This window comes from Geothrix limicola, from assembly GCF_030268085.1.
Classification (GTDB): domain Bacteria; phylum Acidobacteriota; class Holophagae; order Holophagales; family Holophagaceae; genus Geothrix; species Geothrix limicola.
In genome coordinates, this window is record NZ_BSDE01000001.1 from 451630 (window position 1) to 476969 (window position 25340).

Sequence of the window (25340 nt, forward strand, 5' to 3'; positions counted from 1 at the left end):
GCTGAGGGAGGCGCCCCATGCATGCTGCGCGCTGGTTCCGGCTCCTGATGCTCCTTTCGGTGCTGGCCTACGGACCCGTTCTCTTCGCCGGCCGCAAGGAAGCCTGGGTGGAGGTGAAATCCCCGCACTTCATCGCGTACAGCGATGCGGGGGAGGGGGAGGCGCGGGACGCGGTCAAGGGCTTCGAGGGGATCCGCAGCGTGTTCGACACGCTCTTTCCGGGTCTCCGGGTGGATCCGCCCAAGCCGATGATCCTTCTCGTGACCGAGGATGAGGCATCCATGAAGCGCTTCATGCCGGAGGGCTGGGAGGGCAAGGATCCCACGCGGCCGGCCGGGGTCTTCGTGCAGGGGCAGGACCGCCACTACGCGATCCTCCGGCTGGACGTCAACCAGCAGGTGGACCAGCCCTACTACGTGCTGTTCCACGAGTACACCCACAGCATCGTCCATCAGAATTTCCCGCGGTTGCCCGTCTGGCTGGATGAGGGTCTCGCCGATTTCTATGGCGCCACCGAGATCCGCTCCGAGCGGGTCTATCTGGGGCGCGTGCCGGAGGGGCGTCTCCTCAAGCTGCGGCACAGCGTCCGTCTGCCCCTCGAGACGCTGCTGACCGTGACCCATGACTCGCCGCACTACCGCGAAGGGGAGAAGACCGGGATCTTCTACGCGCAGAGCTGGGCCTTCGTGCACTACCTCTTCATGGACGATCAGGCCCGGAAGGCCGGACTCTTCCAGACCTACCTGAAGGCCCTCTCCCAGAACAGCGACCCGCTGGCCGCGGCCCAGGCCGGATTCGGGGATCTGGCCCGCCTGCAGGAAACGTTGACCTCCTATTCCAACCACTCCGCCTTCCATTTCTGGAACCTGCCCCTGGCCCTGAAGCTGACGGACAAGGATTTCCAGGTGCGCAAGATCGGTGAGGCCGAAGCCCTGGTGGTGCGGGCCGAATTCCTGCAGCACCACCACCAGGAACCGCAGGGCCGACCCCTGCTGGACCGGGCCCTCGCCCTGGCGCCGGAGCTGCCGGAAGTCCAGGCGGCGCTGGGCCACGGGTTCCTGCTCCAGGGGGAGGACGAGAAAGCGCGGCAGGCCTTCGAAAGCGCCCTCCGCCTGGGGAGCCGGGATTTCCGCGTGCCCTTTCAGTTGGCCCTGCTGGCTCAAAACCGGCGTGGTGGTGCGGCGGCAGAAGCGACCCAGATCCTGGCCTGGCTGGAGGCCGCGATCAGGCTGCGCCCGGACGTCCCGCCCGTTCACATGGCGCTGTGCCGGCAGTACACCCTGGAGCCCAGGGACCCGGCCAAGGCCCTGCAGGCGGGCCGCACGGCCCTGGAGTTGGAACCTCAGAACCTGGTCAACCGGGTCAACTTCGGCTACGCCTGCATCAGCCTGGATCTCGAACGGGAAGCCAAGGCCGTCGGGGATCAGCTGAACCAGCTCGCGGCCACCCAGTCGGAGAAGGAGATGGCGGGGTCGTACGCCGCGTCCCTGGCCCGCCTCCTGGAACGGAAGAAGGCCCTGGCCCTCGCCGCCGTGTCACCCACGGGCCCCGGAGGCGTTCCGTCCCGGTCCTCGAACGTGGCCAAACCCCTCAAGTTCAGCCTGTCCTCCCACCTGGCGCCCCTGGGCCAGGAGGTCATGCGCCTGTCGGGCGAGGGCCGGACCGAAGAGGCCATCCGGCTGGTGGAAAAGGCCCTGGCCAAGGCCAATAACGCCTATGACCGCAAGACCCTCCAGAGCCTGCTGGACACGCTCAAGGCCCGGATAGGGCAAACTGGAGGCTAGGCCATCGCCTGGGATCCCCCGGGCCGCCCGACCTGACTGAGGACCCATGCACCACGAACGCATCGCGATCATCGACTACGGCAGCCAGTACACGCGGCTGATCACGCGGCGCCTGCGTGAACTGGGGGCCTTCGGCCTGGTCTACAACAGCGGCGCCACCGCGAAGGAGATCGCCGGGGCGGATCTGAAGGGCGTGATCCTCTCGGGCGGACCCAATTCGGTGCTGGAAGAGGGCGCGCCGGACCTGGATGCGGCCATCCTCGACCTGGGTGTGCCCATCCTCGGCATCTGCTACGGCCAGCAGCTCCTGGCCCGCAACCTCGGCGGGCAGCTGCACCGCTCCGCGAGCCGGGAATACGGCAAGGCGGAGATCCAGGCCATGCCCGAGCAGTCCATGCTCTTCGAAGGCCTGCCCCACGCCCAGCAGGTGTGGATGAGCCACGGCGACCATGTGGAAGTGGCCCCCGCGGGCTTCACCGTCACGGCCAAGACGCCCAGCGTGCCCGTGGCGGCCATGGAGGATCCCCAGCGCGGGATCTACTGCCTGCAGTTCCATCCCGAAGTCACCCACAGCGCCCAGGGCACGCCCCTGCTGCTGAACTTCCTCAAGCGCTGCGGCATGGCGCTGGACTGGAACGCGGGCAACTTCATCGACGAGAAGGTGAAGGCCATCCGCGAGCAGGTGGGCCAGGGCACGGTGGTGCTGGGCCTCAGCGGCGGCGTGGATTCCAGCGTGGCGGCGCTGCTGCTGCACAAGGCCATCGGCCGCCAGCTCACTTGCGTTTTCGTGGATCACGGCCTCATGCGCAAGGATGAGATGAAGCAGGTGCAGGCCTACTTCGCGCCCTTCGAACTGAACGTCATCTGGGTGGATGCGTCTGAAGAATTCCTCGGCGCCCTCGCCGGCGTGACGGATCCCGAGCAGAAGCGGAAGATCATCGGCGGCAAGTTCATCGAGGTCTTCGAGCGCGAGGCGGGCAAGGTCAAGGCCGACTTCCTCGGCCAGGGCACCACGTACCCCGACGTGATCGAGAGCAGCGGCATCGGCGGCGCCATCCTCGTGAAGTCCCACCACAACGTGGGCGGCCTGCCGGAGCGCATGAAGCTCAAGCTGGTGGAGCCCCTCCGCGAGTTGTTCAAGGACGAGGTCCGCGCCACGGGCTTGGCCCTGGGCCTGCCCGAGGAAATGAACCAGCGGCATCCCTTCCCGGGGCCCGGCCTGGCCGTGCGCCTGCCGGGCGCCATCACCCGCGAGCGGGCCACCATCCTGCAGAACGCCGACGCCATCTTCATGCAGGAACTGCGGGAGAGCGGCTGGTACGCGCGCACCAGCCAGGCCTTCGCCGTGCTGCTGCCCGTGCAGACCGTGGGCATCATGGGCGACGAGCGCACCTTCGAATGGATGTGCGCCCTGCGGGCCGTGACCAGCGAGGACTTCATGACCGCCGACTGGGCGCGCCTGCCCTACGAGCTGCTGGACCGCATCGCCCAGCGCATCGTCCGCGAAGTGAAGGGTATCAACCGCGTGGTCTACGACATCACCTCGAAGCCGCCCGCGACCATCGAATACGAATAAGCAGCCACGGATGAACACAGATGGACACGGATGATCTCCATCTGAATCCCTAGATCTGTGTTCATCCGTGTTCATCTGTGGCGAAGCAAGAGGTTTCATGGCGAAACGCAACGAACCCGTCCGCAAGTCGGTGAAGGATGTGCTGGAGGATCTGCTGGCGGGGCACCGCGAGGCGGCTTTCAGCGGGCCTGAATCCGCGCTGAAGTACCTGCGCCGTACCTTCGAAAGCCAAGGTAGCCTGCCCAACGCCGTGAAGGCCGTGGCCTACGACCTCTGCGCTGACGCCCAGGCCCAGTGCGAGCAGTGGGAGGACTGCGTGGCCTCCGTGGATCAGGCCCTGGGCTACCTTGGCGATCTGGAGACGGCCTTCCCGCACGAGTACCGGCGCATGCTGGAGGGCTTCAGCTGCTTTGAACGGGGCATTCAGGCCTACAGCGAACTGGGCGATTTCCACGGGGCTCTGGAGCTCTGTGAAAGGGCCATCGCTCTGGACCTCGGCGCGCACTACGCGGCCAAGCGGGATTCGCTGGAGTGGGCGCGGTAGGCATGCCAGATCCGTGCGGACCCGGGCCAGGTTCCGCCCCACCGGCAGTTGGTGATCCAGGTTTTTCCACCTGTGCCATCATCGGGTGGTACCGCTAGACCACATGGAATCCGTTGGGACCGCTACGGGGCAGCCATGAACGACGATATCCAGATCGTGCCCGAGCAAGTCAGCGTGCTTGTGGTGGATGATTTGGCCATCGTGCGGCTGTCGCTTCAGCGGATCCTCGCCAAAGCCGGCTACCGCGTCCGCGAAGCCGAGGACGTGCCCAGCGCCCTGGCTGTGCTGAACGAGGACACCATCGACCTGATCCTCTGCGACATCCAGATGCCCGGGGCCTCGGGTCTGGATCTGGTGCGGGCGATCCAGGACCGCATCCCCGACACCTCAGTGGTCATGGTGAGTTCCATGGATGGGGCGGAAACGGCCATCGAGTGCCTGCAGGAGGGGGCCTTCGGCTACGTGCTGAAGCCCTACCAGCCGCGGGAAATCCTGGTGCAGGTCAACAGTGCTTTGCGCCGCCGCATGCTGGAGATCGCCTACCGTGACCGCGAGGCCCAGCTCGCCCAGAAGGTGCGCGAGCAGACGGTGGAGATCCGCAATTCACGGGAGGAGATCGCGCTCCGCCTCATCGCCGCCAGCGAGCACCGCGACAACGAGACGGGCATGCACGTGCGCCGCATCGGCCTCTACGCCGCGGAGATGGCGCGGCTGCTGGGCTGGGATCCGGATCGCGTGGACACGATCCAGGCCGCGGCCCCCATGCACGACATCGGCAAGATCGGCGTGCCCGATTCGATCCTGCAGAAGCCCAGTTCCCTCACGGAGGACGAGTGGGTGACGATGAAGCGGCACACCAGCATGGGCGCCACCATCCTCAAAGGCTCGGCGGTTCCCTTTATCCAGATGGGCGCTCGCATCGCCATCGGCCATCACGAGAAATGGGATGGCACGGGCTATCCCAAGGGCCTGAAGGGCGAGGCCATTCCACTGGAGGCCCGCATCACCGCCCTTGTGGATGTCTACGACGCCGTCAGCAACCGTCGTCACTACAAGGAGCCCTGGCCCGAAGATCGCGTGGTGGCGCTGATCGAGCAGGGCAGCGGCATGCATTTCGATCCCCATCTGGTGGGGCTGTTCCTCACTCACCTGGACCGCTTCCGCGCCATCCTTCTCGCCAATCCCGACGAGACCCACGACGAGGATCCGGGGATCTAGTCCGGGAATCCCTGGTGTAGGCTGATGGCCCTGGAGGCCGTCATGAAGCTCACCGACTATCGCACCCTGGGTCGTTCGGGCCTGCGCGTCAGCCCGCTCTGCCTGGGCACCATGACCTTCGGCACGGATTGGGGCTGGGGTGCAGAAATCGACGAGTGCCGCGCCATGCTGGATCGCTACTTGGGGGCCGGGGGCAACTTCATCGACACGGCCAACATCTACACCAAGGGGCACAGCGAGGCGATCCTGGGCGACTACTTCGCCGAGCGTGGGGGCCGCGATCGGGTGGTGCTGGCCACCAAGTTCTGCGGCAGCCTCCATCGCGGCGATCCCAATGCCGGAGGCGCGGGCCGCAAGGCCATCCAGCAGCAGCTGGAACAAAGCCTGCGCCGCCTGCGCACCGACTGCGTGGACCTCTACTGGATGCACTTCCACGATCCCCACACCCCCATCGAGGAGACCCTTCGGACCCTCGACGACCTGGTGCGGAGCGGCAAGGTGCGCTACATCGGCGTCTCCGATACGCCCGCCTGGAAGGTGGTGCAGGGGCAGTGCGAGGCGGCCTTCCGCGGCTGGTCGCCCTTCGTGGCGCTGCAGATCGAATACTCGCTCATCGAGCGCACGGTGGAACACGACCTGATGCCCATGGCCCAGGCCTGCGGACTCGGCGTGACCCCCTGGTCCCCGTTGAAGGGCGGCCTGCTCACCGGGAAATACGGACGGAACAAGCAGCCTCAGGGAGAGGGCCGCCACTTGCCCGGCGTGTCGAAGAGCCTCACGGACCGCAACTACGCCATCATCGAGGCCGCCGAAGGCGTGGCCCAGGAATACGATACCGGCGTCGCCCAGGTGGCGCTCGCCTGGGTGCTGGCGCGACCCGGCGTGGCCAGCCCCATCCTTGGGGCGCGCACCCTGGCGCAGCTGGAGGGGAACCTGCAGTCTCTTGACCTGCCTCTCTCCGCTGAGCATCTCGCCCGCCTCGACGCGGCCAGCGCGCCGGCGCCCATCTTCCCCCACGGCTTCCTGGCCAACACGAAGCACGTGATGCAGAGTGGCGCCACGCTCAACGGGGTGGCTTCGGATCCGTGGGCCCTGGCCCCGGCGTCGGACCAGGAACGCTGGTAACAGCAGTGCCCATTCAAAAGGCGATCAACCCCGAATGACGCGAATCGCCCTTCGGGCGCGCGAATAAAGAAGAAAACCACATCGGTGTTTCCTTTATTCGCGCTCACTCGCGTCAGTCGTGGTTCCCGTTTCAATGAGGTTATGGGGCCATCAGGCCTGGATGGGATCGGCTTCCACGGGTTCAGATGCCTTCCGTCCCCTGGTGATGGTGAACTCGCCGAGCATCATGGGCACGGCGGCCTTCAGCATGACGGTGAAGACGAGGGCGCCGAGGGAGAAGATGCCGGCGGCCACGGCGACTTCCGTGAAGGAGGGGCGGTAGACGTAGATCTCGCCGAGGGCGTCGGGCGTGAGGCCCGGGATGATGAGACCCATGCCCTTCTCGATGTAGACGCTGGCGTAGATGAGGACGCAGCCGATGTTCAGCGTCGTCCAGTTCATGCGGGTCTTGGGGATGAGGAAGAGCAGGAAGGCGATGAAGCCCGTGATGATCGAGGCCCAGGCGAAGGGCACCAGCGTGTTGTAGTGCACGCCGTTCTTTTCGAGGCCGAACAGCAGGTACTGGAAGTAGACCATGTGCTCGGTGCCCGAGTAGAGCTCCTTGAAGGATTCCGCCGCCGTGAGGAAGAGGTTGAAGCCCATGGTGTAGGCCATCAGTTCGGCGATCTTGAAGATGGCCGCGTCGGTGATCTTGAGGCGCGTGGTGCGGCGCAACACCTGCAGCAGGATGAGCAGGACGGCGGGCCCCGAGCAGAAGGCCGAGGCGAGGAAGCGCGGTGCGAGGATGGCCGAATTCCAGAAGGGGCGGGAGGCCAGGCCGTTGTAGAGGTAGGCGGTGACGGTGTGGATGCTCACGGCCATGGGGATGGAAAGGAGCACCAGGGGCAGCACGATCTTCTTGTTGTAGTGCTTCTCCACGTAGGAGCTGAAGAGCAGGTAGGTCACGACGAACCAGTTCAGCAGCAGGTAGAGGTTCAGGACGATCACGTCCCAGGCCAGCATGGACTGGGGCCAGTTGAGGCGGCCCACGAGCGGCATGATGTGCCAGAAGCGGTCGGGCCGGCCGATGTCGACCATCACGAAGCCGAGGCACATGATGAGGGCCGTCACGGCGAGCATCTCGCCGAGGATGGTGATCTCCTTGATGGGCGCCCAATCATAGATGTAGGCCGGAATGACCAGCATGATCGAAGCCGCCGCCACGCCCACCAGGAAGGTGAAGTTGCCGATGTAGAAGCCCCACGAGACCTGATCGCGCATGCTCGTGACGATGAGGCCGCTGTTCAGCTGGTTGAGGTAGGCGATGCCGCCCACGGCGATGAGCAGAAGCAGGAAGCCCACCCAGGCGTAGTAAAGGCGGCTGCCGTGAACCATGAGGCCGACGGTGTCGACGATGAAGTTCTTGAAGTTCCGAAGAGAGATCATGGCCTCACACCCCGTAGAAGTAGAAGAAGGTGGGTTGGGTGTTCAGGTCTTCCTTGAACTTGAAGACGCGCTTGTTTTCCAGCACCTGGCGGATCTCGCTCTTGGCGTCGAGCAGGTTGCCGAACTTGCGCGACCCCGTCGGGCAGATCTCCACGCAGGCGGGATAGAGGCCTTTGCGCGTGCGCTGGATGCAGAAGGTGCACTTCTCCACGACGCCCTTGGGCCGCGGGCGATTGCCCAGGTAGTGGGTTTCCGGGTTCACGTCGGCGGACTTCATGGTCGGCTCGCCCCAGTTGAAGTGGCGGGCGCCGTAGGGGCAGGCAGCCATGCAGTAGCGGCAGCCGATGCACCAGTTGTAGTCCACGACGACGATACCGTCCTTCTCCTTCCAGGTGGCACCCACGGGGCAGACCTTCACGCAGGGCGGCTTCTTGCACTGCTGGCACTGCACGGGCATGTAGAAGTGCCCTTCGCGGGGCACCTCTTCGGGGTTGTAGTATTGCTCGGCGTGCTGCAGGTTGACACCCTCCTCCTTGTCCATCTCGAGCACGCGGATCCACTGGATCTCGGGATCCCGCGACTGGTTGTTCTCCTTCACGCAGGCGTGGACACAGCGCCGGCATCCGATACAGCGGCTGAGATCCAGGGCGTAGCCGAAGATCACGCCGGGCATGGCGGCCTCGTTGTTGACCTTCACGGTCTTGCCGTACTTGGCCTTGTACTCGCTCTCCAGGCGGGCGATGATGGTCTGGATCTCATCTTTGGAAAGCTCGCGAAAATTGTGCTGGAGGAACTCCTCCTTGCTGAGCTTCCCGCAGCCCGTGAGCGCGGTGGCCACGGCGGCCACGGCCGTGCCGAGGAATTCGCGGCGGCTGCCGCAGGCACTGGCGCCTCCACCATCGTCTTGGGGATGCATGGGCTGGTGGTCCATCATTTGGCACCCCCTTTCCGGATCTGCTCGGGCCGCATCGGCGGCGGCATGGGTTTCAAGGGCTTGAAGTGAGGCGAGTGCGGGTTGTGGCAGTGGACGCAGAGCAGGTACTGCTTGGGTCCGTTCCAGCTTCCGGTGCGCTTGCCGTGGACGCCCACGCGCCAGTCGCGCAGCTTGTCGCCGTGGCACTGGCCGCAGAGCTTGAAGGATTCAGTGAAGAGCACCTTCTCGCCGCTGGCGAGGTGGAGGTTGTCGCGGCTGTTGGCGTCGTGGCAGTCGAGGCACCAGCGGCTGTCGGGACCGTGCTTGAGCTCGATCTCGCTGTGCATGCCGAGTTCGCGGCGCTTGGTGTCGACCTTCATCTGCTTGCCGTCATGGCAGGAGGTGCAGGGGAAGATGCCTTCTGAGAAGGGCGGTTTCGGCACCTGGATGCCTTCTTGGGCCGCCGGTTCCTCCTTGGCCTTCGGCTCGCCCGCGAAGGCGGGCAGGGCCAGCAGCACGGCGAGGCCCAGATAATGGATCGCGCGTATGTTCATGGATGGACCTCCGGCATGTGATCGTTCGCATTCCTGTCCCTATCGGACGGGGTGGGGTTCTTCAGCAGGCGCGGCGCGAGCATGAGCGTTGCGCCGTAGCACATGAATCCGAGAAACAGCGTCAGTGGCCGTCCTACGGCCAGATCCTCGAAGAGGAATTTCAAAGCCGTGATGATCATCACGGGGTAGACGAGCCACTTCAGCTCCAGGTCCGGTGCCCGGCGGCCGAACCAGGCCAGCGAGATGATGAGGGCCGACAGCACGCCGGTCCGGACGGCGGCGAGCAGGCTGGGATCCACCGCGCCCGTTGAGAAGGCATGGCAGCAGATCCAGATGGCCAGCGCCCCGAGGCCGGCCGCCACGGCGGCGCCCAGGCACAGCACCAGTGGGCGGACCCGCGCGCTGACGAGGCCGGGAGCGCGCCGCCAGAGGAAGGCCGTGAAGGCGAGCGCGAGAAGGACCAGGCTCAGGGCCGCGGACCAGGGCAGAGAGGCGTCCGGCCCGGTCGGCGCCAGGAAGGCGCGGAGCGACCAGGCCGCGAAGCCCGAGGCGAGGGCCCCGGTTCCGAGGTACAGCGCGCTTTGAATGATGAAGACGGCGCGCCGCGACTGCAGCGCCAGCAGCATGGCGGCCAGGCCCAGCACGCTGCCCAGGGCGCCGGCGCCCGGCAGGGGCAGCAGCACGAGGACGCCAAGCAGCAGGAAGACGAGGCCGAAGAAGAGGAAGAAGATGAAATTCGCGTGGGTCTCCTCTTGATCGTCGCGGAAGGGGAAGGCCGTCGCGTAGCAGCCGAGGCCTGCCAGCGAAACCCCCGCGCCCAACAGCCCGGCACCCGATCCGGAGATGAGGCTGACCCGCAGGGCGCCGCCGAAACCCAACAGCAGCACGAGGATGCTCTGGGCCACTTCGAAGGCGTTCACCACGCGGCGCCGCTGGAGCATCCGCACGGCGAAGCTGCCGAGGTAGATGAGCACGAGGGCGAGGGCAAACACCACGGTCCGGCCCGGCGTGATGCCGCGATAGGCCTCGGGGATGCCTCCGGGCCACGCGGCGAGCGAGGTGAGGATCACCACGCCCAGGTCGGAGGCGAGGGCCGTGGGCCAGCGGAGGCTCTGCCAACGCCGGCCGTAGGTGACCCAGAGCGTGGTCGCGCCGAGGAGCAGCGAGACCGCGAGGAAGGGCTCGATGCTGCGGCGCGCCGACATCATGGCGAAGCCCGACAGGATCGAGGCCAGGGTGGCGGTCCAGATGATGGGCTGCAGGTCGCGTCGCCAAGCGACGACCCCGTGGATGCCCGTGACGGTGAAGAGGAGGAGGGCCGCGAGGACCGGCTCCAGGATGCCGAAGCGGGCCGTGGATTCCACGATGAGCGGGTAGGCGATCAGGATGGAGGCGAGGGCGTGGAAGGCCGAATCCAGCGGATGCTTGGCGCGCGCCGCGAGCAGGGCCCAGATGATGGCGTAGGCCAGGCCCAGCGCCACGCCCCATCCGCGATGGATGGTGCCGGCGTCCACCAGGGCCCGGATGAAGGTGGCTCCGCCGAGGATGAGGCAGGTGCGGCCGATGAGACCCATGAGGCGCACGGCGCTGGGAAGCCCGGGGGCGGGAACCATCGGATCAGAGACTGCCGTGCAGGGAATCGGCCTGGGGGAGGCGGCCGGTTGCTCTGGCACGGCACCTTCCAGCGCAGCGACCCGCGCCTCGAGTCTCGCGACCGTCTCAGCCAGGACGACCAGGCGCGCTTCCAGGCCCTGGGGCAGGGCCTCCGCCGGATCGCGCCTGGAGGGATAGGCCTCGGCCGTGGACATGGGCACAACCTCAAAATGAGGAGGAATGTCGATGAATTGAGAAGGGTGTGATGCCCAAGCCTCGCTCCTGGCGGAGGAGCGTCAAGCGAAATAAAGTCATTCCAAGTGACGCATAAAGAGAATAATGAAAGATGTTGGAACATAGAAGATTTGGACATCCTCCATTCCGCTTGAGGCTTCTGTGAGAAAACCGGCGCGAACCTTCGTCTCGAAATTTCAGGGGACCTCGGGGTGATGTGCTGGGCGTCACAGCGGCAACCTCCCGATGGCAAGCTGATCAGGGGGTCTGCCCATGCTTCTTCCATTTCTTCGTTACCTGATCCGTTTCATCGCGGCCTGCGTCTTCGCCCTGGGCCTCGGAGCCCAGGACACGACGGTGGTCCTGCTCCGCCACGCGGAACGCCAATCCCTGTGGGACGGCGATTCCCCTCTGGCCGCCGCCGGGCGGCGACGAGCCCAGGCCCTGGTGCCGCTGCTCACGCCCTTCAAGCCCGCGGCGCTCTACGCGTCGGACCTGGTGCGTACCCAGCAGACGCTGGCGCCGCTGGCCACGGCCCTGGCCTTGAAGCCGCAGATCCGCGCCAGGGACGCGAGCGGAACCCTCGCCTCCGAAATCCTCCGCGAGCAGCGCGGCCATACCGTCATCGTCTGCTGGCACCACGACCTCATGAAGAAGCTCGTCCGCGGCCTGGGCGTGAAGGGGGCGGTGCCTTACTGGCCCCTCGACGTATACGACTGGCTCTGGATCGTGCGCGTGTCCGCGAAGGGCGAAGCCACCCTGGAGACGCGGCGGCAGGAGCTAGCGCCAGCTGCTGGTGGGGTGCCCCAGGCCCGCTAGCACTTCCTCGGCGGCGCGAAGGCCGTGGTCCTGCGCCTCCTCGAAGAGGGCGAAGCCACTGAGTTCGGTGTGGGCGAAGTGGATCGCCCCGAAGGGACGTGACAGGGCGAGGAAGTCGGGATCCCAGATCAGGCCGGGCGCGGGCCGCACCATGGCGTGGCCCCAGCGCATCACGTCGAGGCGCGCCACCAGGCCTTCCAGATCGGGATGGGCCGGACGCAGGTCGTCCATCACCATGCGCGCGCAGGCCGGCCAGTCCAGGGCGCGCAGGCGGGCCCGTTCGGCTTCGCAATCGGGGCCGGTGAAGGGGCGGTACCAGGTCCAGACGGTGGGCCCGTAATCGTGCAGGCTCTGGTGTGTGGCCACCACGTAGCCCAAGGCCTCGCTGTCGCGCAGCACGTTGTCCCAGGCCGGAGGGAAGGTGGGCTCCTGAGGCCGCGCGCGCAGCGTGAGGTTGGCGACCATCCACGGTGCGTTGTGGATGCGGGCCGCGGCGGGCCGCGCGGCGGCAAAACCGTCGATCACGTGTTTCGCCACGTGCTGGGGTCCTGCGAAGATCACATGTTTCGCGCGCCAGCCGATTCGCCGCTGCGCGACCGCATCCCAGGCCGTGACGAGCAGGCCGTCCTTCTCCTGGCGGATGGCGGTGGCCATGACGCCGCAGTTCAGCCGCGTCCCGCAGGCCTGGCGCAGGTGCTCGATGAGGAAGCCGTTGCCCTGGGGCCAGGTGAGCAAAGGCCTGGAATCCTCGCCGGGGCCCTGCTTGCGCGCGGCGAAGTAGAAGAGGCCCGCCCAGGCGCTGGTGGTGTCGAGACGAGAACCATAGTCGTCGCGGCAGGCGTAGTCCAGCAGCCAGCGCAGCCGCGGCGAGCTGAAGCCACGCGCATCCAGCCAGGCCGCGAAGGAGAGGCCATCCAGGGCGCGGGCCTCGGGCGCGTCGGAGCAGCGCGAGCGCGGGATGCTGAAGGCGGGACGGCCCTTCGCGTCGCGGAAGGCGGCCCAGCGGTCCACCTCCTGAAAGAAGGCGTGGTACTGCCGTTCGTCCTCGGCGCTGGCGCCGGCCCGCAGGTAGAGACCCTCCCACCACTGGCCGTGGGCGAAGAGGCGCTCCTCAGGCGCGCGCACGGTGGCCTCCTCCGCGAAGCGGGGATCGCCCTTCGCGTCGAAGCCCTCCAGTACGCCGCATTCGTCCAGCAGCCGCAGCACGGCATGGTTGCCGCGGTCCGGCACGGGCAGGTAGTGCGCGGCCCAGGGGAAGGCGCTCACGTGGTTGCGGCCGGATCTGGAGGTGCCGCCGGGTTCCGGTTCCAGCTCAAGCACGCGGACATCATCAAGACCCGCGCCCACCAGCCGCCAGGCGGCACTGAGCCCCGCCACGCCGCCGCCCACGACGAGCACGGAGACGGGTTCGAAACGCTCCGGATCCGGGAAGGCGCCGCCGCGCAGCCAGTGGCCCATCGGAAGGTCCGGGCCCACCAGCGCGCCCTGGAAGGGGAATTCGGGCTTGCGCCGGCAGGCGATGGGAAGCGTTGCCGCCGCCGAAGCCGCGAGGAAGCTGCGGCGCTTCATGGTTCAGTCGTCCAGGAGGGGCGGGCGGTTGATTCACCGCAGAGAACGCGGAGAACGCAGAGGGTATGTTTGTCTTTCTCTGCGCTCTCGGCGTTCTCCGCGGTTGGCGTTTGTCTTTCCCCGCGTGGAAGAGGGGCCAAGTTCAGGACCATCGCCGCCACTCGCGGGCGTAGAGGTGGACGAGCACCTGGTTGTCCAGACGGTTCACCTCGGTGGGCACGCGGTCCATGTCCTTCGGGAAGGCGAACATGGCGGCGGTGGCTTCATCCGACAGGTGGCGCAGGCCCGGCAGCACGCGGGTGGGTACGTCGAAGTCGCGCCTGGAGGCGAGGGCGAAGCCCCAGACGCCGAAGGAGGGCACGGCCAGATGGTAGGGGCGCACCTTGAGGCCCGCGGCCTCCATGGTGGCGGCGATGCACCAGAAGGACTGGCGGGCCATGAGGGGCGAGGTGCTCTGCACGGTGATCATGGCGTCGTCCGTAAGGCGGCGCTGGAGCAGGCGGTAGAAGCGCGCGGTGTAGAGCTTCCCCAGGGCATAGGTGTTGGGATCGGGGAAATCCACGTAGGCCATGTCGAAGGGTGGCCCGCTGGTCTCCTGCAGCCAGACCATGGCGTCGGCGTTGATGATCTTCACCCGCGGATCGTCCAGGGAGGCGCCGTTGAGCTGGCGCACCATGGGCTGGCGGCGGGCCATGTCGGTCATGGCGGGGTCCAGATCCACCAGCACGATCTCCTGCACGGAAGGGTGCTTCAGCACCTCGCGCACCGCCAGGCCGTCGCCGCCGCCGCAGATGAGCACGCGTTTCGCATCGGGCCGCAGGCCGAAGGCCGGATGCACCAGGGCCTCGTGGTAGCGGTACTCGTCGGCGCTGGAGAACTGCAGGTTGCCGTTGAGGAAGAGCTGGAAGCTGCCCCGGCCGCGGGTGAGCACGATGCGCTGGTAGGCGCTGTCCTTGGCGTAGACGATCTCGTCGGCGAAGATCTCCTCTTCCATGGCCAGGGTGAATTTCCCCGCGAACCCGAGGCCCACGGCGAGTAGGGCCATCACGGCGAGGCAGCGCAGGCGGATGAGGCGCGTGGGGCCCAGTTGGGATTGCAGCAGGTAGGTGGACCAGAGCCCCACGGAAGCGTTCAGGAGGCCGAAGAGCAGGCTGGTGCGCACGAGGCCCAGCTTGGGCATGAACAGGAGCGGGAAGAGGATGGAGGCGAAGAGGGCGCCCACGTAGTCGAGGGTGAGCACACTGGCGATCAGATCCTTGAAGCGCACCTGGTCCTTCAGGATCCGCATGAGGATGGGGATCTCCAGCCCCACCAGCGTGCCCACGGCCATCACGACGCCGTAGAGCACGACACGGAAGGCGTGGGTGTGGGCGAAGGCCTGGAAGAGGATGGGTGCCGAGCAGCCTCCGACGAGGGCCACCGCCAGTTCCAGATCCACGAAGCGGCGGGCGAGGCCACGCTGCAGGAACTTCGACAGCCAGGAGCCGAGCCCCATGGCGCTGAGGTAGACGCCGATCACCGTGGAGAACTGCGTGACCGAATCCCCCAGCAGGTAGCTCGACAGCGTGCCCGCCACCAGTTCGTAGATCAGCCCACAGGAGGCGATGAGCAGCACGCTGATGAAGAGCAGAGGCGCTTTCAGGGTGGGCTGGGGCGAGGCGGGTTCTGAAAAAGAATTAGCCACGGAGGACATCCGATCCGCGTTCATCCGTGTTCATCTGTGGCCAATCACCCATGGATCGCGGCGGCGATGATGATGCTGATGCCGAGGATGAGGCAGCCGAGGACGATGCCGAGGGCGGTGTTCTGGTCATCCTCCATCTCCTTGCGGAGCGAGAAGGGCAGCACCTTCACGAGGATCAGCCACACCACGCCGAGGATGACGAGGCCCAGGGCGGAGAAGACGGCGGCGACGAGGAGTTGATGGAGCAGCTGGTTCGTGAACATCACTTACCTCCGTGAAAGCCGTTGTTGTGAAGGAAGGTGCGGTAGGCCCCGGGCGTCTGGCGGACGCTGGGCGGAAGATCGGCGCGGCGCCGCTGGCCGAAGAACTCGCGGCCGAAGAAGCCGTTGGCGACCATGAGGCTGAAACCACCGCCGAGGAAGAGGGCGTAGAGGATGCGCATCAGTCGTCTCCGCCAGAAGCTGCTCTCGGTGCGTACATGCTCTCCTGCCAGCGCCGGCTTTCGAAGGCCGCCATGCGGAAGACGAGCAGCAGGGGCACGATCAGGATGCCCACGAGGGCCAGCATCGGATACAGCCAGCGCATGACGCCCTGGCGCAGCTGCACGTCGATGGCGCGCACCGGCGGGAAGGTGCCATCCCACTGGGGGGCCAGGCGCAGCACGTAGTTGCCGGGCGGCACGGCGCTCAGGAACACGGTGGAGACCTGCTCACCTTCGGACCAGGATTCGCCGCCGTCCACGCCGTGGTAGTAGCTGCTTTCCAGAAGGAAGAGCTCGGCGACACCGGTGGTTTCGCTCACCAGGGCGCCGTCCAGGCTGACCCAGGCGTTGTTCACCGGCGCGCGGAGGGTGACGGCCAGGTTGCTGTGGCCGTCCTTGATCTCGATGGGATCCGAAAAGAAGACGGGCTCCTGGGCTTCCGTCGGCGGAGCATCCGATGGTGCGGGCGCTGATGGTGTGGTCCCCAAGGTGGCTGGCGTGGCGGGCCTGCGCGCGGGGATGCCCCTGCGGGCGGTCTCGGGTGTGCCCGTGCGAAGGCCCGGGCTCATTTCGTAGAGATCGAGCTTGCGGCTGAACAGCTCTACGTTCCGATGCGTCACGGATTCGGCCATCACCAGGATGAGCAGCAGGCCCAGGGCCCCCATGATCCAGAGGCGGGACTTGGCGAGTGTGGTCTTGTGGGGGTTGGGCTGGAAGGAGGAGATGCCCTGGGGCGCGGAGGGCCGGCCCTCGAGCTTGAAGGCGGACCACACGGCTTCGGGTTCCAGGTAGACCGACCGGCTCCAGTTCACTTCCTGGCCGCCGCCCTTGTGGCGTTGCCACTCGCGGGTGAGGCTCTGGGGCGGGGAGACGAATTCCGTCACCTGCACCTCTTCGCCCTGCTCGACGGTCCAGTAGAACTCGCCCCACACCCCTTCCACGACGGCCACCACATCCTGGAAGCGGCGCCAGTGCTGGCCCAGCGTCCACAGGTTCCGCTGAGCGCCTTCGACCTGTGGCACCTCGCCGGGGGGCACGGCCGTGGCCAGGCTCCAGTGGCCCTCGCTTTCCACCAGCCATTTGAAGCCGTGCTGGCTGTCCAGCAGCAGGTACTCGATCCACGGATAGCTCGTGCCTTCGATGCTGCAGCTGCGGCGCAGCTGGCCGATGCAGATGATTTTCTCGCCGTTCAAGGTGCCTTCGGCGCCGAGGGGGATCACCACATCCTGATGGGGTTGCTTCAGGCTCTTCAGGAAGGCCAGCTTGCCGTTCTCGGCGGACAGCAGGCTGCCGCAGCTGGGGCAGCCCACGCGCTGGGTCTGGTCCGGCGCGTGCAGGGACAGGGCCCCGCCGCACTTGGGGCAGTTGAGCGCCTGAGTCCCGACCTTGGCCGGTTTGCGTGTGCCGCCCTGAAGGTGCAGGTCGGCCAGGGGGATCTCGCGGCCCAGGAAGAAGAGTGGCGTATCCTCGCCGTAATCGAGGGTGGCGAATGCGCCGTTGCGCCCCGAGAGGTCCGCGAAGCGGTAGGTGGCACCGGGATCGAGGGCCCATGGGATCTCGCCTTCGGCGCTGTGGAAGGCGGCGTGGCTCACCTCGTCCACGGTCCAGGTGCCATCGGGGCCCAGGTCGACGCTGGCGCCGGCCTGGAGGCTGTCGACCGCAGGCAGCGCGCCGTGGGGCGTCTGCGTGAAGGTGAGGTAGAAGCGGCCCTGGGCTTCGGCCAGCCAGCCCCAGCGGCCATCGTCGAGGGCGAGGTACCACTCGTCCCACACGCCGCCCAAAGGGTGCTTGAGCTGCACGCGACCGGCCAGCGAGAAGGTCCGCCCGGCATAGGTGCCCGAGGCGCCCAGGCCCAGGGGGGAGCCCGTGTCCACCAGATCGGCCACCTTGCCGAGCTGTTCGACGTCGCGATCCTTGCGCGCCGCCAGGGCCTTGCAGTACGAGCAGACGGCGACCATCGTCCCGGGCCGGAAGCTCAGGGCGGCACCGCAGCTGGGGCAGGAGGCGAGGGTGCTCATGGGATTCCGGTGATTATGTCAGAGCAGGGAAAGGCCGCGCGCCAATCCTTCGCGGAAGGTGGATTCGGGCCCGAGGAGGCTGAGCACCAGGTGCCCGTCGCCCGGTAGATCGAAGAAGGAGCCGGGATGGGCCAGCACCGAGGCGTGTTCCAGCAGGCGCAGGGCGCAGGCATCGTCGCCATCCACGGCGGGGCGGCGCAGGAGGACGGACCAGCCGCCCTCCACGGGCAGCCGGGACAGGTGGGGATGCGCGGAGAGCGCCGCGTCGAGGGCGGCTAGGTTGGCGCGGAGCCGCTGGCGAATCTGATCCCGGATGGCGGGCGCCAGCTCCAGCAGCCGCGGCGCCGCGGCCTGGACGGGAGCGGACACCGAAAGGTACTGATCCGCCAGGAAGGCGAGGCCCTCCATGTGTTCGGCCGCTCCGGGACCGCGCACGGCGATCCAGCCCAGCTTCAGCTGGGGCAGGGCCGCCACCTTGCTGAGGCCCGATAGCACGAAGACGGGGCAGGGGGGATCGGCATCCTGGAGGGCCGTGTCCAGGCGATCCGCGGGCGGCTCCAGCGCGTAGTCTGAGAACACCTCGTCGACGAGCAGCGCCAGCTTCCGTTCGGTGCAGAAGGCCGTCAGGTCCGACCATTCCGTTTTGGACAGGAAATGTCCGGTGGGGTTGTTGGGGTTCACGACGACCACGGCCCGGGTGCGCGGCGTGACGGCGGCTTCCAGCGTGCCTGGATCGAGGTGCCAGCGCTCGTGGAAGTAGGAAGGCACGGACCGGGCGGAGAGGCCTTCGAGCCGCGCCAGCCAGTCGAAGAGCGGATAGCTGGGGCTGGGCACCAGGATGTCGTCGCCGGGATCGGCCAGCAGCTTGAACAGCAGGCCGTAGGCTTCGCTGGTGGAGGCCGTCAGCAGCAGGTCCTCGGCGCGAAGGCCGTGTCCGTGGTGGCGGGCGATGGCTTCCCGGGCGGTTCGGGAACCCTGCGGATCCGGGTCGTAGCTCAGCACCGTGGGGGCCGAAAGGGCCGTGCGGATCTCGGCTTCCGGGTAGGCGAAGCCGCAGCGGGTTGGGTTGGAAACCGTCAGGTCGAGGATCTCCCGGCCCCCGGCCTTCAGGGCGGCCAGCGAGGCCGTCAGGGCGTTCGGCGTGAATCCGTGCGGCAGGCGGGAGGAGAGGCGCATGGTTCCAGGGTAGACGAAGGGGCTGGATCCCCGGCTTCCGACGCCGCCTGCGGGGCCAATTTATGATCCTGCGGTCGGGATTCGGTTTTCGCGCGATAATCCCGGAATCACAGGAGGCTCCCATGGCGAAGGCGCTCAAGGTGGCAGTGTTGCTGGCCGGTTCGGGCCACCTCGATGGTGCCGAGGTCCGCGAAGCGGTGCTCACGCTGCTGGCCCTGGATCAGCATGGCGCGGCCTTCCAGTGCATCGCGCCCAACGCCGAGCAGCACCACGTCATCAACCACGTGACGGGACAGCCCGTGCCCGGCGCGGTGCGCAACATCCTTGAAGAAGCCAGCCGCATCGCCCGCGTGGGCCAGTGCCTGGATCTGGCGAAGGCCCGGGTCGAAGACTACGACGCCCTGCTGATGCCCGGTGGCTACGGGGTGGCCAAGAACCTCTGTAGCTTCGCCTTCAAGGGGGCCGAGGGCGAGGTGCGGCCCGACGTGGCGGCCTTCGTCCGCGGCTTCTTCAACGCGAAGAAGCCCGTGGGCGCCATCTGCATCGCCCCGGCCCTCGTGGCGCTGGCCCTGTCGGGCCGCAGTGCGGCGCGGCTCACCCTGGGCGGCGATCCGGGCTGCGCGGACGCCATGCGCAAGCTGGGCCACCTTCACCAGGACACGCCCAGTGCCCGCGAAATCATCGTCGACGAGTCCCTCAACCTCGTCACGACACCCGCCTACATGTTCGACGACGCGCGGCTGAGCGACGTCTTCGTGGGCATCGACCGCTGCGTGACCGAGGTGCTGAAGCGGGTCTAGACCGGAGACCGCTCCGCCCCAGGGCCAGGGCCACTCGGAGCTCCTGGGCGGCCGCGCCTGCCCATTGACGGAGGCGGGGCCAGAATCGACGCTTGGGCCGGCACCTCTCAATGGAGGCTGGGATGGCCAGCTGCGTGCCCATGGACATTTCCTCGGAGGGCGTCGCTCAGAGGGCGGTCTCGGCCCTGCCTTCGGCCCGTCTGCTGGGCATCATCCGCTTCCAGGCCGAACTGGCCAAGGTGGACCTGGACCCCGCCGAGGTGATCCGGCGGGTCGCGGGGCTTGCCCAGATGCTCACGGGGGCTTCGGGTGCCGTGGTCGAAATGGCGGAAGGGGACGACATGGTCTACCGGGCGGCCTCGGGGACGGCCGAGAACCAGCTGGGCCTGCGCCTTGCCCGGATCGGTAGTCTTTCAGGCCTGTGCGTGGCCCAGGGGAGCCCGCTCTACTGCGAAGATTCGGAAACCGATCCCCGGGTGGATCGCCAGGCTTGCCGTGCCGCGGGGCTGCGCTCGATGGTCGCGGTGCCGCTCCGGCATGGCGACCAGACGGCGGGTGTGCTGAAGGTGCTTTCCCCGCATGAGAAGGCCTTCAGCGAGGCGGACCTCCTGACCCTGGAACTCATCTCCGACGTGGTGGCCAGCACCCTCGCCCACGCCCGAAGCTACATCGCCCAGGTCGAGACGGTCCGGGATCTCTTCCGCCGGGCCACCGAGGATTCCCTTACGGGCCTGGGGAACCACGCGCTCTTCTACGACCGGCTCCACCAGGCCATGAAACTGGCCCGGCGGCAGGGGCAGGTGCTGGGCATTGCCCTGGTGGACATGGACGGGCTGAAGCACATCAACGACCTGCACGGGCACCTGGCGGGCAATGCGGCGCTCCGGACTCTGGCCGGGCGGCTGCGGGCCCTGGTCCGGGAATCCGATACGGTCGCCCGCCTCGGCGGAGACGAATTCGGGGTCCTGCTCGCGTCACTGACGGATTCCGCCGCGGTCCGGGGCTATGCCCGCAAGCTGGCGGACCAGGTCCGTGGGACCTTCTCCTACGACGGGCGCCTGCTTGACCTGAGGGTCAGTGTGGGGGCGGTGGTCTTCCCCGATGACGGCCTGGAGATCGAATCGCTCTTCCAGCTGGCCGATCAGGCCATGTACGAGATGAAACGGTCGCATCACGCCGTGCACAGTCACACCAAACATTCGGCACAGACGTGATGCCGGGGCTTACCCCAGACGTCTCATGGCAGCAGTAGAAGCGTGCAGAGCGAGCCTTGGCGGGCGGTCCATTCCTCCCTTACACAGCCACGCTCACCCATTCACTGACCAGAGGCCGCCTTCCAAACCGCCAGGACGTCGGGCGAACCCTGGGAGCGGATCCCGTTGTCGGTGAGGATCTCTTCGGTGGCGGCGAGGGTCTGCGCCCGGGGGAAGATCATGGATTCGGCGCCGCTCCGGACGAAGGCCAGCACGATGAACTCGTCCTTCGCATCGCGCAGGACCTGGACCAGGTGCTTCAGGTTCTGGATGGGAAGGCCATTCACGCTTTTCACGACCTCGGTCATGGGGTTGGAGTACCCCTTGGCGAGGTTGTGAGGAAAGAAGGGCGAGGCGACGACGACCAGCTCTTCGCCTGGAAAGGCTGGATCCTGGCCGCTCCGGGTGACCAGGGGGCTTCCGGAATAGATGAAGTACCCCATCCGGTTGCTATTGCCACTGAGGAACTGCAGGGTCGCGGTGGAGAAGACGAGCGGGCCATAGACGAAATAGGACGGGTAGGCGCCCTGGAGATCCGGGATCAGTGTCGGGTGGTTGGCGCTGACGGGCATCTGGATCGCCAGCTCCTTGCCTCCGCGCACCACCGTGAGGGGGACCGTGCCCTGCTTGGCCAGCTTCTGGATGAGGTACTGGAATCGGACCCGGAGGTTGGCGCCGACCTTCACCATTCCCTGATCATCGATGGGCGTGCCTCCGATGCGGGTGATGACATCCCATTCCTTCAGGGGATTGGCCGGGACCGAACGGAACGGCTCGTGCACAACCATGCCCTGGACGGATCGGTCGAGCTTGAGGAAGGAACGGAGCGACGGATTCTCGAGGGTCTGCAGATGGTCGAACATGGCGGGCTTGCCGTCATAGCGGCCATCTTCGATGTCCTTGAGGAACAGGTCGATCTCTTCGCAGGGAATGATGTAGCCGATGTTCTGGGCGCCTCCGAGGGTGCTGAAGGCGAGGCCGATCATCTTGTCGCCGACGATGGCGGGGCCCCCGCTGTTGCCGGGGTTGATGGCCGCGTCGATCTGGATGCGGAGCCCCGAGACAGGCTGGTTGTACCGGGTGAATTCGATGCGGGAGACGATGCCCTTGGTGATGGAGAGGCTGGTGCCGCCGGTGGGGAACCCGTAGGCCATGACGGCGTCCTTCACTTCGGGGAGGACGCTGGCGCGCTTGAGGGGCGGGTGGCCGTCGAAGAAGGCCTCATCGTCGAGCTTGAGCACGGCGAGGTCGATGCCCGGCGCGACCGCCTCCACCTTGGCGGAGATCTTGTCGCCGGCCTGGTTCGCCTGGACCTGCACCTGGCTGGCATAGAGCACCACGTGCGCATTCGTGAGGATGCGCCGGCCTTCGATGACCACACCCGTTGCCGAGGCTTCCTCGGGGGCGTGCTTGCCCCAGGGTTTCGCGGTGTCGGGCTTCCGGATGGTGGAGAACACCTTGACGACCGAATCTTCGATGCGGGGTGCGGGATCGGTCTCAGGCGCGGCGGATAGGCCTGAGGCTCCGAGAAGGCCGGTCAGGCAGACGCGGAGGAGGAAGGCGGGGCGGCAGGCGTGAATCATCTCGCTGGGATCCTTGGCGCAAAAGATTCTTCAAGCTACCTGCTGAAGGTTCCGGGTGTCCAATTCGAGTTCAGGGCTCCTCCCGCCGTGGGTGCACCAGCCGCCGCAGCGCGGGGGTGACGAGGCGGCTCGCGGTGAGGATGCGCGCCTCTTCGTTTAGGCCCCTGATCCAAGGCGCGGCGTGGCCGAGGGCAAGGCCCGAATCAGGCAGTCCGAGGCTGCGGTCCAGGGCCTGCAGCACCTGGTCGGCCACGGGTTCGGCTTCAAGCCAGCGCGATCCGGCCAGCGCCTCGGCCTGGCCGGGCCGAAGGGGCGGCTGGATGAGGGCGACGAGGGCTTCCAGGCTGAGTTTGGGGTGCTGGAGGAAGGCCGCCAGCACGCTGGCCGAAGGCGTCCGCCAGACCAGGGGCCAGAGCGGGCGCGGCGCGTGCAGGGCCAGGCTCCGCCGCTCGCCGGTGGTCATGGTGGCCCAGAGCTGCTGTAGTTTTTCCGTGGCCTGCTGGCGGGCCTGGGGATGCGCGGCGGCGTCCGCTGTAACGGCCGCGAGGGCGCGCCAGGGCAGGCGTGCGAGGAGGTGGGCGCGCAGGTGGGCCGGGGCCTTGGGGTGCTGGGCGATCCAGCGCAGCAGCAGGGGGCGCTTCTTCAGTTCAGGCAGGTCGGCGGCGCATTCCAGCCAGCCCCGGGGCGGATCCGGCTGGCGCAGCAGCCGAAGGAAGCGGGGCCAGGGAACTTCGGGCGGAAGGGCCCAGGTCACGGGAGAAGGGTGGGGCATGGAGCCAGTGTAAGGAGTCCGGATTCTGGAGTCCTGGCTGAAGGCCGGGAGCGATGTACGCCACACTGTCCCCCATGACCTCCGAGGGGACCGTCGAATTCACCATCCTGGGCCGGGGCCGCGCCGGGCGGGCCCTGGCAGAGGCCTGGGGCCCGCGGGCGGCGCTGCTGGATCATGGGGCCCGCCCCGAGGGATGGGTGCTGCTGGCGGTGCCGGACCGCGCGGTGCCCGAACTGGCGGGCGCCTTCCCGGGTCGCTGCGTGCATCTGGCGGGCGGCCTGCATCTGCCGGTAGTGCCCTGCGCCCATCCGCTGACGAGCTTCGACGGCAGGGCCCGCGACTGGAGTGGCACGCCCCTGGCGATCACGGGACCGGTTCCCGATGACCTGCGGCGGGCCTTCGGCGACCTGGGCTTCGCGGCCTTCGATCTGCCGGGCGAACTCAAACCGCTCTACCACGCGGCGGCCGTGCTCACGTCCGGCCACGCCGCCACCCTCTGGCTGGGCGCCGAGGCTCTGCTGCGCTCCCGGGGTGTGGCGCTGCCGGGCCGGGGCCTGCTGCCCCTGGCCGAAGCCACCCTGCGCAACGTGGCCGAACTGGGTGCCGCAGGCCGCACGGGCCCCTTCGTCCGCGGCGACGAGTCCACCATCGCCCGCGACGCCGAGGCACTGCCCGAGCCCTGGCGGGAGATCTTCCTGAAACTGGGGCGGAGCCTCTGATCGCCTGAAGGTCCTGGATCACCATGCCGCTGCTGCTTCTCGTCTCGATCCTGTGGGCCCTCTCCTTCAGCCTCACGGCCCATGTGAGCGCCCTCGGCGCGCCCTTCGTCACGGCGGCGCGCAGCGTGCTGGCGGCCCTCGTATTCCTGCCCTTCCTGAATACGAAAGGCCTGGGACCTCGCCGGGCGCTCGCGTTCGCGGGCATCGGCGCCCTGCAGTTCGGTCTCATGTACCTGCTCTACATCACCTCGTTCCGCTGGCTGCGGCCCTCGGAAGTGGCGTTGTTCACCATCTTCACGCCGATCTTCGTGACCCTGGCCGACGACCTCCTGGCGCGGCGCTGGTCCTGGCGCATCCTGCTGACCGCGGCGATCACCGTGCTGGGCACGGGCATCTGCGTGTGGACCGATCTGCGCCGCGCGGGGCTGATCCGCGGCTTCCTCGTGATGCAGGCCGCGAACGCCTGCTTCGCCCTGGGCCAGGTGCTCTATCGTCGTCTGGCGCCCCTTTCGGGCAAGCGGGACCGCGACTTGATGGGCCTGCTCTACCTGGGGGCCGCCGCGGTGGCGGTGGGCTCGGCGGCGCCGGGCCTCTCCTGGACCCGGGTGTCGGCCATGACCCTGCATCAGGGGCTGGTGCTGCTCTACCTCGGCGTCGTGGCGTCGGGCCTGGGCTTCTTCCTGTTCAACGCCGGGGCCCGGCGCTCGGACATGGGCACCCTGGCCATCTTCAACAACCTGAAGATCCCCCTGGCCATCCTGGCGGCGGGCCTGGTGTTCCGCGAAGTCGTGGACTGGTCCAGGCTGATGACGGGCGGGTTGGTCATCGCCTGTGCCTTTGGATGGAACGCCGTCATCGGAGCGCGATCATGAGTGATTTCAAACCTCCCCTTCCGCTTCGCGCCGAAACCCCGTCCGGCTGGGCTGCCGCGGCCCTCGCCGATCCCGAGGCCCTGTTGTCGGATCACGCCCACAACGAAAAGAAGGCCGCCCTCAACGCCCTGAACCTGAGCCTTTCCTTTTCGGACGCGCCGAGAGGATCGGTGCTGCTGGCCCGGTTGGCGGAAGAAGAGTTGAACCACTACCGGCGCGTGCTGGAAGCCCTCCAGGGATTCGGCTGGACCCTGCGGCCCGACCGCGGCAACGCCTACGCCAAGGCCCTGCACAAGCAGGCCTCCAAGGGGTTGCTGGACCGCCTGCTCATCGCCGCCCTCATCGAGGCCCGCAGCTGCGAGCGGCTGTGGATGCTGGAAAGGGCCGAAGCTTCCCACGCTGCGCTCGGCTCGGCCGGATGGCTGGCCTTCCTCCTGGAGCTCGAGCGCTGCGAGGCCGGCCACGCCCTGGGCTATCGCAGTCTCGCCGAGGAACGCTTCCGCACGGAGGCCACTTCCCGGCTCGATTGGTGGCTGGACCGCGAGGCCGAAGTGATCCAGAGCCTGCCCTGGCGGTCTGCGGTCCACTAGGTGGTTTAACCCCTGGTAAGGCCATTCGTGGCATTCTG

At 67.4% G+C, this 25340-nt stretch carries 23 protein-coding genes; 11 read left to right on the top strand and 12 right to left on the bottom strand.

The genetic code is table 11. The features are described 5' to 3' along the window. Positions 1 to 17 precede the first annotated feature (17 nt). From QSJ34_RS01835 to QSJ34_RS01855, 5 genes are all read left to right on the top strand, one after another. On the top strand, positions 18 to 1784 hold the full coding sequence (locus QSJ34_RS01835; protein WP_285569520.1) for a DUF1570 domain-containing protein: 1767 nt from the start codon (positions 18 to 20) through the stop codon (positions 1782 to 1784). 46 nt (positions 1785 to 1830) lie between these two features. Further along, on the top strand, positions 1831 to 3360 hold the full coding sequence (gene guaA, locus QSJ34_RS01840; protein WP_285569523.1) for a glutamine-hydrolyzing GMP synthase: 1530 nt from the start codon (positions 1831 to 1833) through the stop codon (positions 3358 to 3360). Between the two features lie 97 nt (positions 3361 to 3457). Then, positions 3458 to 3904 (top strand): hypothetical protein, encoded by a 447-nt coding sequence (locus QSJ34_RS01845; protein WP_285569526.1) that lies wholly within the window; start codon positions 3458 to 3460, stop codon positions 3902 to 3904. 135 nt (positions 3905 to 4039) lie between these two features. Then, the gene (locus QSJ34_RS01850; RefSeq protein ID WP_285569528.1) at positions 4040 to 5122 is read left to right on the top strand and encodes an HD domain-containing phosphohydrolase; all 1083 of its coding nucleotides are present in this window, start codon (positions 4040 to 4042) and stop codon (positions 5120 to 5122) included. Between the two features lie 42 nt (positions 5123 to 5164). Beyond that, on the top strand, positions 5165 to 6247 hold the full coding sequence (locus QSJ34_RS01855; protein ID WP_285569531.1) for an aldo/keto reductase: 1083 nt from the start codon (positions 5165 to 5167) through the stop codon (positions 6245 to 6247). A 150-nt stretch (positions 6248 to 6397) separates the two neighbouring features. Here QSJ34_RS01855 and dsrP read toward each other — a convergent pair whose 3' ends face one another. The 4 genes from dsrP to QSJ34_RS01875 are packed head-to-tail and all read right to left on the bottom strand — an operon-like array spanning position 6398 to position 10947. Beyond that, entirely contained in the window at positions 6398 to 7672 is a 1275-nt protein-coding gene (gene dsrP, locus QSJ34_RS01860) for a sulfate reduction electron transfer complex DsrMKJOP subunit DsrP (protein WP_285569534.1), read from the bottom strand. A gap of 4 nt (positions 7673 to 7676) precedes the next feature. Next, on the bottom strand, positions 7677 to 8588 hold the full coding sequence (locus QSJ34_RS01865) for a 4Fe-4S dicluster domain-containing protein (RefSeq protein ID WP_285569538.1): 912 nt from the start codon (positions 8586 to 8588) through the stop codon (positions 7677 to 7679). A 14-nt stretch (positions 8589 to 8602) separates the two neighbouring features. Then, positions 8603 to 9139: a cytochrome c3 family protein gene (locus tag QSJ34_RS01870; protein ID WP_285569541.1), complete on the bottom strand. Its 537-nt coding sequence runs from the start codon at positions 9137 to 9139 to the stop codon at positions 8603 to 8605. Further along, positions 9136 to 10947, bottom strand: coding sequence for a hypothetical protein (locus QSJ34_RS01875; RefSeq protein WP_285569544.1), 1812 nt, complete (start codon positions 10945 to 10947; stop codon positions 9136 to 9138). The genes QSJ34_RS01870 and QSJ34_RS01875 overlap by 4 nt, the downstream gene beginning before the upstream one ends. Positions 10948 to 11239: 292 nt before the next feature. Between QSJ34_RS01875 and QSJ34_RS01880 the strand changes: the two genes are divergently transcribed. Beyond that, entirely contained in the window at positions 11240 to 11785 is a 546-nt protein-coding gene (locus QSJ34_RS01880) for a histidine phosphatase family protein (RefSeq protein ID WP_285569546.1), read from the top strand. On the opposite strand, the gene QSJ34_RS01885 is transcribed toward QSJ34_RS01880, so the two are convergent. The 6 genes from QSJ34_RS01885 to QSJ34_RS01910 form a co-directional block, all read right to left on the bottom strand. Next, a complete protein-coding gene (locus QSJ34_RS01885; protein WP_285569549.1) occupies positions 11747 to 13354 on the bottom strand; it encodes an FAD-dependent oxidoreductase in 1608 nt (535 codons plus the stop codon). The two genes, QSJ34_RS01880 and QSJ34_RS01885, sit on opposite strands and share 39 nt — an antisense overlap. 142 nt (positions 13355 to 13496) lie before the next feature. Next, positions 13497 to 15047: a polyamine aminopropyltransferase gene (locus QSJ34_RS01890; RefSeq protein ID WP_420798818.1), complete on the bottom strand. Its 1551-nt coding sequence runs from the start codon at positions 15045 to 15047 to the stop codon at positions 13497 to 13499. Positions 15048 to 15082: 35 nt separating this feature from the next. Next, positions 15083 to 15301 (bottom strand): DUF350 domain-containing protein, encoded by a 219-nt coding sequence (locus QSJ34_RS01895; RefSeq protein ID WP_285569554.1) that lies wholly within the window; start codon positions 15299 to 15301, stop codon positions 15083 to 15085. After that, a complete protein-coding gene (locus QSJ34_RS01900; RefSeq protein ID WP_285569557.1) occupies positions 15301 to 15480 on the bottom strand; it encodes a hypothetical protein in 180 nt (59 codons plus the stop codon). Before QSJ34_RS01900 ends, QSJ34_RS01895 begins: the two co-directional genes overlap by 1 nt. Next, positions 15480 to 17537, bottom strand: a complete 2058-nt coding sequence (locus QSJ34_RS01905) for a DUF4178 domain-containing protein (protein ID WP_285569560.1) — start codon at positions 17535 to 17537, stop codon at positions 15480 to 15482. The genes QSJ34_RS01900 and QSJ34_RS01905 overlap by 1 nt, the downstream gene beginning before the upstream one ends. Positions 17538 to 17555: 18 nt before the next feature. Next, a complete protein-coding gene (locus QSJ34_RS01910) occupies positions 17556 to 18713 on the bottom strand; it encodes a pyridoxal phosphate-dependent aminotransferase (RefSeq protein ID WP_285569562.1) in 1158 nt (385 codons plus the stop codon). Positions 18714 to 18835: 122 nt separating this feature from the next. On the opposite strand from QSJ34_RS01910, the gene elbB reads away from it, so the two are divergent. Together elbB and QSJ34_RS01920 are read left to right on the top strand one after the other, a co-directional pair. Then, positions 18836 to 19513, top strand: a complete 678-nt coding sequence (gene elbB, locus QSJ34_RS01915) for an isoprenoid biosynthesis glyoxalase ElbB (RefSeq protein ID WP_285569565.1) — start codon at positions 18836 to 18838, stop codon at positions 19511 to 19513. A gap of 122 nt (positions 19514 to 19635) precedes the next feature. After that, entirely contained in the window at positions 19636 to 20727 is a 1092-nt protein-coding gene (locus tag QSJ34_RS01920; protein WP_285569567.1) for a sensor domain-containing diguanylate cyclase, read from the top strand. 101 nt (positions 20728 to 20828) lie between these two features. On the opposite strand, the gene QSJ34_RS01925 is transcribed toward QSJ34_RS01920, so the two are convergent. Both QSJ34_RS01925 and QSJ34_RS01930 read right to left on the bottom strand, forming a co-directional pair. Continuing rightward, positions 20829 to 22349, bottom strand: a complete 1521-nt coding sequence (locus QSJ34_RS01925; RefSeq protein WP_285569570.1) for a S1C family serine protease — start codon at positions 22347 to 22349, stop codon at positions 20829 to 20831. A gap of 70 nt (positions 22350 to 22419) precedes the next feature. Next, complete coding sequence (locus QSJ34_RS01930) at positions 22420 to 23121, bottom strand: hypothetical protein (protein ID WP_285569572.1); 702 nt, start codon at positions 23119 to 23121, stop codon at positions 22420 to 22422. A 53-nt stretch (positions 23122 to 23174) separates the two neighbouring features. Here QSJ34_RS01930 and QSJ34_RS01935 point away from each other — a divergent pair, with 53 nt between their 5' ends. From QSJ34_RS01935 to miaE, 3 genes are read left to right on the top strand one after another with little or no spacing between them, the layout of a single operon-like run. Next, complete coding sequence (locus QSJ34_RS01935) at positions 23175 to 23840, top strand: DUF2520 domain-containing protein (protein ID WP_285569575.1); 666 nt, start codon at positions 23175 to 23177, stop codon at positions 23838 to 23840. 23 nt (positions 23841 to 23863) lie between these two features. Continuing rightward, positions 23864 to 24712 (top strand): EamA family transporter, encoded by an 849-nt coding sequence (locus QSJ34_RS01940; RefSeq protein WP_285569580.1) that lies wholly within the window; start codon positions 23864 to 23866, stop codon positions 24710 to 24712. After that, the gene (miaE, locus tag QSJ34_RS01945) at positions 24709 to 25302 is read left to right on the top strand and encodes a tRNA isopentenyl-2-thiomethyl-A-37 hydroxylase MiaE (protein ID WP_285569582.1); all 594 of its coding nucleotides are present in this window, start codon (positions 24709 to 24711) and stop codon (positions 25300 to 25302) included. Before QSJ34_RS01940 ends, miaE begins: the two co-directional genes overlap by 4 nt. Positions 25303 to 25340 lie beyond the last annotated feature (38 nt).